Source organism: Paraburkholderia sp., assembly GCF_049581445.1.
In the GTDB taxonomy this organism is placed as follows: Bacteria; Pseudomonadota; Gammaproteobacteria; order Burkholderiales; family Burkholderiaceae; genus Paraburkholderia.
The window spans coordinates 1-11,798 of record NZ_JBAURZ010000024.1 but is presented as its reverse complement, the minus strand read 5'-3'; the positions used below and the strand labels follow the sequence as shown (position 1 = coordinate 11,798).

The following is an 11,798-nucleotide window of genomic DNA, read 5'->3' as shown; positions in this document are numbered from 1 at the left end:
GCCTGGGCGAGCGGTGCATCCTTGGGCGAGCCGAGCGCGACAATCTGCGTATACGGAAACGACTGGCCGACCATCTGCGCCAGCGCCGCGAAATGCTCGGGCGGCCAGCGTTTGGCAGGGCCGTACTCCGCGCCCGGGCAGAACACCAGCAGCGGCACGCGCGTGTCCAGATTGAAGCGCGCCGACACGCGCGACCCTTCGTTCAGGTCCGTGTCAAGGCGCGGCATGGGCAGGTCGTCCGGCACCTTCGCGCCTGGCGCGTAGGCGAGCGCGGCGTATTGGCCGACCATCGGCGGCCGCTCGTTCTTGCGCGGATTGCCGTGGCGCACGTTCAGCAGGCCATAACGGCTTTCGCCGGTGTAGCCAATGCGCAGCGGAATACCCGCCATCCACGGAATCAGCGCTGATTTCAGCGAATTGGGCAGCACGTAGGCCGCGTCGTAACCGACATCGCGCAAATCGCTCGCCAGTTGCCAGCGGCGCAGCATTTGCAGCTTGCCGTGGGCGAGATCGGTGGCGTAGACATCGCGAATCTCGGGCATGCGCTCAAGTACGGGCGCGACCCAGGACGGCGCGACCGCGTCGATCACGATACGCGGATGCAGTTTCACGAGGCGCGCGAACAAAGGCTGCGCCATCAATGCGTCACCGATCCAGTTCGGTGCGATAACTAACGCGCGACGCATCAGGTTGGGTTTCCGATGTCGAAAGAAAGCGCTGCGCGCATGGGCGCGCGGCGTTCAGGTTGTAATAGGAGAGCGGCCGCATGCGCCGAACAAGGCCGCGATGAACGGCCTTGCCGCTGCTGCGGCCTGATTGTGGCGTGTGGTTTCAGCCGGCGTTCAGGGTTTTCGACGGGGTCTTTAACGACCGCCAGCCTTTCAATGCCCTTTGACCACTTCACCGTCGCGCAGTTTGTAGCGCGTGCCGCAATACGGGCAGCGCGCTTCGCCGTGCGTCACGTCGATAAACACGCGCGGATGCGCGCTCCAGCGCGCCATCGATGGGTTCGGACAGTAGGCGGGCAGGTCTTTTGCCGTCAGTTCGACCAGCGGCATTTCCTTGATTTCGCTCATGGGGCTTTCTCGGTGGAGACAGGGCGCAGGCGCGCCGCGAGGCGGCCTGCTTTAGTTTCTAACTCAGATCTTGGTCAGCCAGTGCGCGTACTTCGAGCTCTTGCCGTTCACGATGTCGAAGAAGCCGCTTTGCAGCCTCTCCGTGATCGGACCACGTGTGCCCGAGCCGATGGTGCGGTTGTCGAGTTCGCGGATCGGCGTGACTTCGGCGGCGGTGCCGGTGAAGAACGCTTCGTCGCAGGTGTAGACCTCGTCGCGTGTGATGCGCTTTTCGATCACTTCGATACCCGCGTCGCGCGCCAGTGTGATAACCGTGTCGCGCGTGATGCCGTCGAGGCACGATGAGAGGTCGGGCGTGTACAGCTTGCCGTTGTTCACGAGGAAGAAGTTTTCGCCCGAGCCTTCCGAGACATACCCGTCCACATCGAGCAGCAGGGCTTCGTCGTAGCCGTCGGCGATGGCTTCCTGGTTCGCGAGAATCGAGTTGACATACCAGCCCGAGGCTTTGGCGCGAACCATTGAGACGTTCACGTGATGGCGTGTGAACGACGACGTTTTCACGCGGATGCCCTTGGCGATGCCGTCTTCGCCCAGATAGGCGCCCCACGGCCACGCGGCGATGGCCACATGGATGGTGTTGCCCTTGGCGGATACGCCGAGCTTTTCCGAGCCGACCCAGATGATCGGGCGCAGATAGCAGGATTCGAGCTTGTTCTCGCGGACCACTTCGCGCTGCGCGGCGGCGAGCGTTTCATGGTCGAACGGCACGTCCATCTGGAAGATCTTGGCCGAGTTCAACAGGCGCTTGGTGTGTTCCTGGAGGCGGAAAATCGACGTGCCGCCATCAGCCGTCTTATAGGCGCGTACGCCTTCGAAGACGCCCATGCCGTAATGCAGCGTATGGGTGAGCACGTGGATCTTGGCGTCGCGCCAGTCGATGAGCTTGCCATCCATCCAGATCTTGCCGTCGCGGTCGGCCATTGACATACGATTCTCCAGCGGGTGCGGTTGTGAGGTGTTGCGCAAGACCGCTCGAACCGGCTCAGCAGTGCATCAGACAGCGCGATACGGCGCAGAACCCCGGCAATCTGCATTCTCGGGGGTGCGCCCGGCGCGGGGCCTTGATACACAGGTTCGACTGGTCCGGCAAGCGGCGAAGTCCATTATTTTAACGTCTTTTGCACAAGGAACGGGCATTTGGCCGCATGCCGGACGCTATAATTCCGCGCACGCATAACACCCATCCGAATGCGCCAGCGGGTGTCAGCGGGTGTCGCCGGCTGTTACTTCAGCGGGCGCAGACTCCACGCTGTCGCGGCGCCCCCCAGCAACAGGGGCTTTCGTCTCATGCCTGGTAGCCTGTCTGATCTCGATCGCCGTGCCTTCCGGGAGGGCGTGCGCGATTATTCGCCCACGTTGATGGCGATCTTCTCCTGGGGCCTCGTCACCGGCATTGCGATGAGCAAATCGGTGCTCTCGCTGCCGCAAGCGCTCACCATGTCACTGCTGTGCTACGCCGGTTCCTCGCAACTGGCTGTGCTGCCGCTGCTCGCTGCCAAACTGCCGGTCTGGACTGTGCTGCTGACCGCCGCGATGGTGAATACGCGTTTTGTGATCTTCAGCGCCGGTCTGGCGCCGCATTTTTCCTATTTGCCCTTGTGGCGGCGTGTGGTGCTCGGCTATTTCAACGGCGACGTCATCTACCTGCTGTTCCAGAAGAAAAGCTTTCAGACCGGTTACGTGCCGGGCAAGGAAGCGTATTACTGGGGCATGGCGAGCGCGAGCTGGCTGTCCTGGCAGGTGTCGTCGATCATCGGCATCTTGCTGGCGAGTCTGATTCCGGATAACTGGGGCCTCGCGCTGGCCGGCACGCTCGCGCTGATCCCGGTGATGGTGTCCGCGATCACCAGTCGCTCGACACTCGTCGCGGTGAGCCTCGCCGGCGTGATTGCGCTGCTGGCGTTCGATTTGCCGTACCGGCTTGCGTTGCCGCTGGCAGTGATCGCGGCGATTGCCGCCGGCAGCGGCGCTGATGCGTTAGTCGAACGCGCGGACTTGCGCCGCATCCGCGATAGCGCCGGAGATTCCCCGTGACCAGTACGCAGATCTGGCTCGCCGTGTTCGGCATGATGTTCGTCACGGCGCTCACGCGCGCGCTGTTCCTGATCGGCGGCGAGCGCACGGTGCTGCCCGCTCGCGTGCAGCGGATGTTGCGCTACGCGCCGGCCGCGGCGCTTGCCGCTGTGGTGCTGCCTGACGTGCTGATCAACGCCGACGGTTTATCCTTCGGGCTGGCAAATCACGAGTTCTACGGCACACTGGCCGGCCTCGGGTGGTTTCTATGGCGGCGTACCATGCTTGGCACGATTGTCGTCGGCATGTTGGTCTTCACCGCATTGCGGCTCATGTTTTAACGCCTTGTGACAAAAGGAGCGTTTGTTGCTGCGTCGCAACAACCAATGGCTGCCTGCCGCTTATTCGCCACGCATCTCCCAAATACGGGACATTCGCCTAAGCGCGGGGCATGACAGGGTGGGGATCAGTTAAAATAGTCGACTCCCGGATCACTGCGCGACGCTGCGGCAGATGCCGTCGGCGCCTGTTCAAGGGGCCTCCCCCGTGTTTGGCTCCTGAAAGGCGTCTCGCTGAAAGGCAGTTCGCGCTCTCCGTCACCGCCTTCCACACAACCGCATACAAACGCCCATGAACCAGGTATTGCGTCTCTCCGATCTGATCGCTGAAGGCAAACTGTCCGGCAAACGCGTGTTTATCCGCGCCGATCTGAACGTGCCGCAGGACGATCAAGGCAACATCACCGAAGACACCCGTATCCGCGCCTCTGTGCCGGCCATCAAGGCCGCGCTCGACGCTGGCGCTGCGGTTATGGTGACTTCCCATCTGGGCCGTCCCACTGAAGGCGATTTCAAGCCGGAAGATTCCTTGGCGCCGGTCGCGAAGCGGTTGGCCGAACAGCTGGGCCGCGACGTGCCGCTGGTGGCGAACTGGGTAGAAAACGGCGTGAACGTGGCGCCGGGCCACGTTGTCCTGCTCGAAAATTGCCGCGTCAACAAGGGCGAAAAGAAGGATTCCGACGAACTCGCGCAGAAGATGGCGAAGCTCTGCGACGTCTACGTCAATGACGCGTTCGGCACCGCTCACCGCGCCGAAGCTACCACGCACGGTATTGCGAAGTACGCGCCCATCGCGTGCGCGGGCCCGTTGCTGGCGGCTGAACTTGACGCGCTCGGCAATGCGCTCGGCGCGCCGAAGCGTCCGCTGGTGGCGATCGTCGCCGGCTCGAAAGTCTCCACCAAGCTGACCATTCTCAAGTCGTTGGCAGAGAAGGTCGATCAGTTGATCGTCGGCGGCGGCATCGCCAATACGTTCATGCTGGCTGCCGGTCTGAAGATCGGCAAATCGCTTGCGGAAGCCGATCTGGTGAACGACGCGAAGGCCATCATCGAGCAGGCCAAGGCGCGCGGCGCCTCGGTGCCGATCCCGACCGACGTCGTCACGGCCAAGGAGTTTTCGGCTACGGCGAAGGCCGAAATCAAGGCGGTCGCCGACGTGCAGGACGACGATCTGATCCTCGACATCGGACCGGAAACCTCAAAGGCGCTGGCAGCCCAGCTGGAGAAGGCCGGTACGATCGTGTGGAACGGCCCGGTTGGCGTGTTCGAATTCGATCAGTTCGGCAACGGCACGAAGACGCTGGCAGACGCAATCGCCAAATCACCGGCTTTCTCGATTGCAGGCGGCGGCGACACGCTCGCGGCCATTGCCAAGTACGGCATCCAGGACAAGGTCAGCTATATCTCGACAGGCGGCGGGGCCTTCCTCGAATTCCTCGAGGGCAAGAAGCTGCCGGCGGTCGAAGTCCTGGAATCGCGGGCTTAACGTGGTGACGCGCTCCCCATCGGCAAAGGTTGTAAAGGCGCGGGCCAAGGCGTCGTCGAAGGCTCAGGCGGCACAGCAGGTGCCGAGGGAGTTTCAGGCGCCAGAATCCGGATCGAACGTGGCGCTAGCGGAGTTGGCCACTGAGTCAGTTGCAGGCGCGCCCGTTGGGCACGCCGCTGCACCGGACACAGAACCTCGCGGCGACATATCGGCAGCTCCAGCAGCAACCGCAGCACCGGCTTCACCCTCGGCGCTCAACCCGCGGGTCTCGAACACCGCTTCAACCCATAAAGCGACGCCGGTTTCAACTGGCGCGCAGCCCCACGCAGCACCCTTCGGTGCGCAGCCTCCGCACCCGACTCGCAGCGCTCATTCAAGCGATCCCATCCAGACGAGGAGACTCATGCATCGCGCCACCAAGATTGTCGCCACCATCGGCCCGGCATCCAGCACGCCGGAAATCCTGCTCCAAATGATTCAGGCAGGACTCGATGTGGTGCGCCTTAATTTCTCGCACGGCACGGCCGACGATCACCGCCAGCGTGCCGAGTTCGTGCGCGAAGCGGCCCGTCAGGCGGGTCGTGAAGTTGCCATCATGGCCGACCTTCAAGGCCCGAAGATCCGGGTCGGCAAGTTTGAAAACGGCAAGACCACGCTGGTCCCCGGCAACGCGTTCATCCTCGACGCTGAGTGCGAACTCGGCAATGACGACCGCGTCGGCCTTGACTACAAAGACCTCCCGCGCGACCTGAAACCGGGCGACGTGCTGTTGCTCAACGACGGCCTGATCGTGCTGAACGTGGTTCGTGTACTCGGCAGCGAGATCCACACGACCGTCAAGATCGGCGGCGAACTGTCGAACAACAAGGGTATTAACCGCCAGGGCGGCGGCCTCACGGCGCCGGCGCTCACCGCTAAAGACATGGAAGACATTCGCACGGCCATGTCGCTGAGCGTGGATTATGTCGCGGTCTCGTTCCCCAAGAACGCCACCGACATGGAAATGGCACGCCAACTCGCGAACATCGCGGGCGCGCCGTACGGCATCAAGCCGAAGATGATCGCCAAGATCGAGCGTGCAGAAGCAATTCCGGCACTGCAAGGCATCCTCGACGCTTCGGACGGCATCATGGTCGCGCGCGGCGATCTGGCCGTGGAAGTGGGCAATGCCGCAGTCCCGGCGCTGCAAAAGCGCATGATCCGGATGGCGCGTGAATCGAACAAGTTCGTGATCACGGCCACGCAGATGATGGAGTCGATGATCTACGCGCCGGTGCCGACGCGCGCCGAAGTGTCGGACGTCGCTAACGCGGTGCTCGACGGCACGGACGCGGTGATGCTGTCGGCTGAATCGGCGGCGGGCAAGTATCCGGTGCAGACCATCGAAACGATGGCAGCCATTTGCCTGGAAGCGGAGAAGTCGGAGCAATCCGAACTGGACAAGGACTTCCTCGACCGCACGTTCACGCGGATCGACCAGTCCATCGCCATGGGTGCGCTGTTTACGGCGTTCCATCTCGGCGCAAAGGCGATTGTCGCTTTGACCGAGTCGGGCTCGACCGCGCTGTGGATGTCGCGTCACTGGTCGCACGTGCCAATTTTCGCTCTCACGCCGCGTGTCGGCAGCGAGCGGGCCATGGCGCTCTACCGCAACGTCACGTCGCTGCATCTGGACACCAGCAGCGACCGCGACACCGCCTTGCAGCAGGCGCTGGAGACGGTGGTCAGCAAGGGCTATGCGTCGCGTGGCGACATGGTCGTGCTGACGGTCGGCGAGCCGATGGGCGCAGCCGGCGGAACGAACACGCTGAAGATCGTGCGGGTTGGCGAACCGTATTGATCGGCTTCAAATCTGCTTGATTCGGCACAGCGAAGCAAGTTGCAGCGCCCCTTGAGAGGCGGCGCACCAGCCACGACGGCGAGCCTTCGGGCCCACCTCGAGGCCGGTGCGCACGGGTGCGCAACTTGCGTCGCGATAAAGTTGTAAAAAAAGATGCCGGCGGCAAAGGTTTCGTTTCAATCTTAGGAGTACAAGCATGCCTCTCGTATCAATGCGTCAACTGCTGGATCACGCGGCTGAAAACGGCTACGGACTTCCGGCATTCAACGTAAACAATCTGGAGCAAGTACAGGCCATCATGGCGGCGGCAGATCAGGTCGGCGCCCCGGTGATCATGCAGGCCTCGGCGGGCGCGCGGAAGTATGCGGGCGAGCCGTTTCTGCGCCATCTGATCGAAGCAGCCGTTGAGTCGTATCCGCACATTCCGGTCGTGATGCATCAGGATCACGGGCAGTCGCCGGCGGTGTGCATGGCGGCAATCCGCAGCGGTTTTTCCAGCGTGATGATGGACGGCTCGCTGGAAGCGGATGGCAAGTCGGTGGCATCGTACGAGTACAACGTCGATGTGTCGCGCAAGGTGGTGGATGCGGCGCACTCGATCGGCGTGACGGTGGAGGCGGAACTCGGCGTGCTGGGTTCGCTGGAAACGATGAAGGGCGACAAGGAAGACGGCCACGGCGCGGAAGGTTTGATGACCCGCGAGCAACTGTTGACCGATCCGGAGCAGGCCGCCGACTTCGTCAAGGCGACGCAGTGCGACGCGTTGGCGATTGCCATCGGCACGTCACACGGCGCGTACAAGTTCAGCAAGAAGCCCACCGGCGATATCCTGTCCATTCAGCGGATCAAGGAAATTCACCGGCGCATTCCGAACACGCACCTGGTGATGCACGGGTCGTCTTCTGTGCCGCAGGAGTTGCTGGCGGAAATCCGCGAATTTGGCGGCGACATGAAGGAAACCTACGGCGTGCCGGTCGAAGAAATTCAGGAAGGCATCAAGTTCGGCGTGCGCAAGGTTAATATCGATACTGACTTGCGTCTGGCGATCACCGGGGCAATCCGCCGCTACATGGCGGAGAACCCGGGCAAGTTCGATCCGCGCGATTATCTGAAGCCGGCGCGCGAAGCCGCCAAGAAGATTTGCGTGGACCGTTACATGCAATTTGGCTGCGAAGGGCAGGCGGGCAAGATCAAGCCGGTGTCGCTTGATAAAATTGCCGAGAAGTACAAGTCGGGCGAGCTTGCGCAAGTCGTCCGCTAAGTAAGGCTGTACAGCACGAGCCTGGCCATCCGGCCAGGTTGCCGTCCGCTTCGCCGTTCCCGCATGATATGGGGAACGGCGTTTCCCTTTTGTTCCGGTCTCATTTTTTGCCTCACTTTTAGCGAACTACGACGATGTCTACCCTCTACGAATCCACGCTCCGCTCGCTGCCGCTGCTCGGCCGCGGCAAGGTCCGCGACAACTACGCGGTGGGCAACGACCAGTTGCTGATTATCACCACCGACCGTCTGTCGGCGTTTGACGTCATCATGGGCGAGCCGATTCCGAACAAGGGTCGCGTGCTGAACCAGATGGCCAACTTCTGGTTCGACAAGCTCAAACACATCGTGCCGAATCACCTGACGGGTGTGGCGCCTGAGTCAGTGGTGGCGGCAGACGAGGCCGAGCAGGTGAAGGGCCGCGCAGTGGTGGTCAAGCGCCTCGAACCGATCCTCGTAGAGGCGGTGGTGCGCGGTTATCTGGCCGGTAGCGGCTGGAAGGACTATCAGGCCACCGGCGCGGTATGCGGCGTCGAACTGCCGCCGGGCCTGCAAAACGCGCAGAAGCTGCCCGAGCCCATCTTCACGCCGGCCGCCAAGGCCGAAATGGGCCACCACGACGAAAACATCACCTACGACGACATGGAACGCCGCATCGGCACCGAACTCTCGGCCACGATCCGCGACATCTCGATCAAGCTGTACAAAGAAGCGGCGGACTACGCGGCTACGCGCGGCATCATCATCGCGGATACCAAGTTCGAATTCGGTCTGGACAATAACGGCAAGCTGTACCTGATGGACGAGGCGCTGACCGCGGACTCGTCACGCTTCTGGCCGGCTGACGAGTATCAGGTCGGCACCAACCCGCCGTCTTTCGACAAGCAGTTCGTGCGCGACTGGCTGGAAACGCAGCCGTGGAAGAAAGAGCCGCCGGCACCGAAGCTGCCGGACGAAGTCGTCACGAAGACGGCTGCGAAATATCAGGAAGCACTCGAACGCCTGACCGGCCAGAAGCTCGCCTGAGCGCGAGCGAGTGAAAACAGAGAAGCTACAAAGAAGCAACGAGGAAGCAAAAGGAAGCCCGTAAGATGAGCCAAGTCCAGTCTGCCCAGACGGCACACACGCATGCAGCACCGCTCGTCGGTGTGTTGATGGGGTCCAGTTCCGACTGGGAAGTGATGAAACACGCCGTTGCGATCCTGCAGGAGTTCGGCGTACCGTACGAAGCGAAGGTCGTATCCGCGCACCGGATGCCAGACGAGATGTTTTCCTATGCCGAAGGCGCGCGCGAACGTGGCCTGCGCGCGATCATCGCGGGCGCGGGCGGCGCCGCGCACTTGCCGGGCATGCTGGCTGCGAAAACTACCGTGCCGGTGCTGGGTGTGCCGGTCGCGAGCAAGTATCTGAAGGGGGTCGATTCGCTGCATTCGATCGTGCAGATGCCGAAGGGCGTGCCGGTCGCGACGTTTGCCGTCGGTGAAGCAGGTGCAGCGAATGCTGCGCTGTTTGCTGTGTCGATTCTGAGCGTCACGTCAATCGAATACGCGAATCTGCTTGCCGCGTTCCGCGTGCGTCAGAACGAAGCCGCGCACGCCATGGTATTGCCCGCGCTGTAAGCGCATGCTGAAGCATCCAGACGTGCCTTGATGTTTCCGATGTTCCTGATGTCCATTGCCTGACCCCCGGTGCGGCGCGTATTCATATGCGCCGGCCGTGACCGACCACTGAGATGAATCCAGACAACACACCGGTTTCACCGATTCTGCCCGGCGCATGGCTTGGCATGGTCGGTGGCGGCCAGCTCGGCCGCATGTTCTGCTTTGCCGCCCAGGCGATGGGTTATCGCGTTGCCGTGCTCGACCCGGACGAAGCCAGTCCGGCAGGCGCCGTCGCGGATCGTCACCTGCGCGCCGCCTACGACGATGAAGCGTCGCTGACCGAACTCGCGCGACTGTGCGCGGCGGTGTCGACGGAGTTCGAGAACGTGCCTGCCACGAGCCTCGATTTTCTCGCGCGCACCACCTTCGTGAGCCCGGCCGGCCGCTGTGTGGCCGTGGCGCAAGACCGCATCGCGGAGAAGCGCTTTATCGCGGAGTCGGGTGTCGCGGTGGCGCCGCATCTGGTGATCGAATCGTCGGATGCGCTCGCCGCGCTCGAGGACGACAAGATCACCGCCGTGCTGCCCGGCATTCTGAAGACCGCGCGGCTCGGTTACGACGGCAAGGGTCAGATAAGTGTGCGCAACGCCGAAGAGGTGCGCGAGGCGCATGCGTCGCTCGGCGGCGTGCCTTGTGTGCTGGAAAAGCGCCTGCCGCTGAAGTTCGAAGTCTCCGCGTTGATCGCGCGGGGCGCGAATGGCACATCAGTGGTGTATCCGCTTGCGCAGAACAGCCACCGCGACGGCGTGCTGTCGCACACCATCGTGCCTGCGCCGGATGCGAGCCCGACGCTGGTAAGCCAGGCGCAGCAGGCCGCGCTGCAGATTGCCGACAAGCTGGGCTACATCGGTGTGCTGTGCGTCGAGTTTTTCATTCTGGAAGACGGCTCGCTGGTGGCTAACGAGATGGCGCCGCGGCCCCACAATTCCGGCCACTATACTGTTGACGCATGCGCCACGAGTCAGTTCGAACAGCAGGTTCGCGCCATGACCGGCATGCCGCTCGGCGACACGCGCCAGCACTCGCCGGCTGTGATGCTGAATATCCTCGGTGATGTGTGGTTCCCGAACGGCGGCAAGCATGCCTGTGTCACGCCGCCGTGGCACGAGGTGGCGGCTATGCCGGCTGCCCGTCTGCATCTGTATGGCAAGGAAGAAGCGCGACCCGGCCGCAAGATGGGGCACGTGAACTTCACTGCTGCGACGCTCGACGAAGCCCGCACGGCTGCGCGCGATTGTGCCCGCTTGCTGCACATCCTGAAGAGCTGAGACGCGCTCGCCATCATGCCGGATCAAAGCAAACCCGCCGTTGGCGGCCTCGGGGATGAAACCCCGATTGGTCGAGCCGCTGAAGCACCCAAGCCTGGCAGCGTCCCTCCAAACGCGGCTGCCGCGACTTCAGCCGCAACGGCCGGCAACGTGGTGAGCGCCGCGCAGATCGAGCACGCGGCTGCGTTGCTCGACGCGGGCGAACTCGTCGCGTTCCCGACCGAGACCGTCTATGGGCTGGGAGGCGACGCGCAAAGCCCGGACGCCATCGCGCGAATCTATGCCGCGAAGGGGCGGCCGGCGAATCATCCGGTGATTGTGCATCTCGCACCGAACGGCGACCCCGCATATTGGGTTCAGCACCTGCCGCCCGAAGCGCTGCGTCTGATCGATGCCTTTTGGCCGGGACCGCTGACACTGATTCTCAAGCGTGCCGCGCATATTCCGGCGGCCGTTAGTGGCGGGCAGGATTCGGTGGGGTTGCGGTGCCCGTCGCATCCGGTCGCACAGGCACTGCTCGATGCATTCAGCGTTCGGCGCGGCGGACACGGCGGCGTCGCCGCGCCATCAGCGAATCGCTTTGGTCACGTCAGTCCGACCACCGCACAGCATGTGCGCGACGAATTCGGCGGCGTGATTCATGTACTCGACGGTGGCTCATCCGATGTGGGCATCGAGTCGACCATTCTTGATCTGTCCCGCGGGTTCCCGGCGCTGCTGCGCCCAGGACGCGTGACGCCGCAGGATATTGCCGAGGTGTTGGGCGAGGCGCCGCGTCTGCCGGATGGTTCGGATG

12 protein-coding genes are annotated in these 11,798 nt (G+C 63.0%); 9 read left to right on the top strand and 3 right to left on the bottom strand.

The window, feature by feature from the left end; genetic code table 11:
* The 3 genes from waaF to WCA85_RS01350 form a co-directional block, all read right to left on the bottom strand.
* On the bottom strand, positions 1-686 hold a 686-nt coding region (gene waaF, locus WCA85_RS01360), incomplete at its 3' end, for a lipopolysaccharide heptosyltransferase II (RefSeq protein ID WP_424061244.1).
* Positions 687-881: 195 nt separating this feature from the next.
* On the bottom strand, positions 882-1,076 hold the full coding sequence (locus WCA85_RS01355) for a zinc-finger domain-containing protein (RefSeq protein ID WP_074263449.1): 195 nt from the start codon (positions 1,074-1,076) through the stop codon (positions 882-884).
* Positions 1,077-1,139: 63 nt separating this feature from the next.
* Positions 1,140-2,063: a branched-chain amino acid transaminase gene (locus tag WCA85_RS01350; RefSeq protein WP_424061243.1), complete on the bottom strand. Its 924-nt coding sequence runs from the start codon at positions 2,061-2,063 to the stop codon at positions 1,140-1,142.
* A 360-nt stretch (positions 2,064-2,423) separates the two neighbouring features.
* Between WCA85_RS01350 and WCA85_RS01345 the strand changes: the two genes are divergently transcribed.
* From WCA85_RS01345 to WCA85_RS01305, 9 genes are all read left to right on the top strand, one after another.
* On the top strand, positions 2,424-3,170 hold the full coding sequence (locus WCA85_RS01345; RefSeq protein ID WP_424061242.1) for an AzlC family ABC transporter permease: 747 nt from the start codon (positions 2,424-2,426) through the stop codon (positions 3,168-3,170).
* Positions 3,167-3,490 carry an AzlD domain-containing protein gene (locus WCA85_RS01340; protein WP_424061241.1) on the top strand — a complete coding sequence of 108 codons (324 nt, stop codon included), beginning with the start codon at positions 3,167-3,169 and terminating at the stop codon, positions 3,488-3,490. The genes WCA85_RS01345 and WCA85_RS01340 overlap by 4 nt, the downstream gene beginning before the upstream one ends.
* A 289-nt stretch (positions 3,491-3,779) precedes the next feature.
* On the top strand, positions 3,780-4,973 hold the full coding sequence (locus tag WCA85_RS01335) for a phosphoglycerate kinase (protein ID WP_424061239.1): 1,194 nt from the start codon (positions 3,780-3,782) through the stop codon (positions 4,971-4,973).
* 403 nt (positions 4,974-5,376) lie between these two features.
* Positions 5,377-6,813 carry a pyruvate kinase gene (gene pyk / locus WCA85_RS01330; protein ID WP_424061237.1) on the top strand — a complete coding sequence of 479 codons (1,437 nt, stop codon included), beginning with the start codon at positions 5,377-5,379 and terminating at the stop codon, positions 6,811-6,813.
* A 196-nt stretch (positions 6,814-7,009) separates the two neighbouring features.
* Complete coding sequence (gene fba, locus WCA85_RS01325; RefSeq protein ID WP_424061236.1) at positions 7,010-8,074, top strand: class II fructose-bisphosphate aldolase; 1,065 nt, start codon at positions 7,010-7,012, stop codon at positions 8,072-8,074.
* A gap of 134 nt (positions 8,075-8,208) precedes the next feature.
* The gene (locus WCA85_RS01320; protein WP_424061235.1) at positions 8,209-9,099 is read left to right on the top strand and encodes a phosphoribosylaminoimidazolesuccinocarboxamide synthase; all 891 of its coding nucleotides are present in this window, start codon (positions 8,209-8,211) and stop codon (positions 9,097-9,099) included.
* 65 nt (positions 9,100-9,164) lie between these two features.
* The gene (purE, locus tag WCA85_RS01315) at positions 9,165-9,692 is read left to right on the top strand and encodes a 5-(carboxyamino)imidazole ribonucleotide mutase (RefSeq protein ID WP_424061234.1); all 528 of its coding nucleotides are present in this window, start codon (positions 9,165-9,167) and stop codon (positions 9,690-9,692) included.
* 113 nt (positions 9,693-9,805) lie between these two features.
* Positions 9,806-11,002 (top strand): 5-(carboxyamino)imidazole ribonucleotide synthase, encoded by a 1,197-nt coding sequence (locus WCA85_RS01310; protein ID WP_424061232.1) that lies wholly within the window; start codon positions 9,806-9,808, stop codon positions 11,000-11,002.
* Between the two features lie 15 nt (positions 11,003-11,017).
* On the top strand, positions 11,018-11,798 hold a 781-nt coding region (locus WCA85_RS01305), incomplete at its 3' end, for an L-threonylcarbamoyladenylate synthase (protein ID WP_424061230.1).

Bases quoted from the DNA above. Each gene is read 5' to 3' on its own strand.
- WCA85_RS01350 (WP_424061243.1), bottom strand. From the start codon at position 2,063: ATGTCAATGGCCGACCGCGACGGCAAGATCTGGATGGATGGCAAGCTC.
- WCA85_RS01345 (WP_424061242.1), top strand. From the start codon at position 2,424: ATGCCTGGTAGCCTGTCTGATCTCGATCGCCGTGCCTTCCGGGAGGGC.
- WCA85_RS01310 (WP_424061232.1), top strand. From the start codon at position 9,806: ATGAATCCAGACAACACACCGGTTTCACCGATTCTGCCCGGCGCATGG.
- WCA85_RS01355 (WP_074263449.1), bottom strand. From the start codon at position 1,076: ATGAGCGAAATCAAGGAAATGCCGCTGGTCGAACTGACGGCAAAAGAC.
- fba (WP_424061236.1), top strand. From the start codon at position 7,010: ATGCCTCTCGTATCAATGCGTCAACTGCTGGATCACGCGGCTGAAAAC.
- WCA85_RS01320 (WP_424061235.1), top strand. From the start codon at position 8,209: ATGTCTACCCTCTACGAATCCACGCTCCGCTCGCTGCCGCTGCTCGGC.
- purE (WP_424061234.1), top strand. From the start codon at position 9,165: ATGAGCCAAGTCCAGTCTGCCCAGACGGCACACACGCATGCAGCACCG.
- WCA85_RS01335 (WP_424061239.1), top strand. From the start codon at position 3,780: ATGAACCAGGTATTGCGTCTCTCCGATCTGATCGCTGAAGGCAAACTG.
- pyk (WP_424061237.1), top strand. From the start codon at position 5,377: ATGCATCGCGCCACCAAGATTGTCGCCACCATCGGCCCGGCATCCAGC.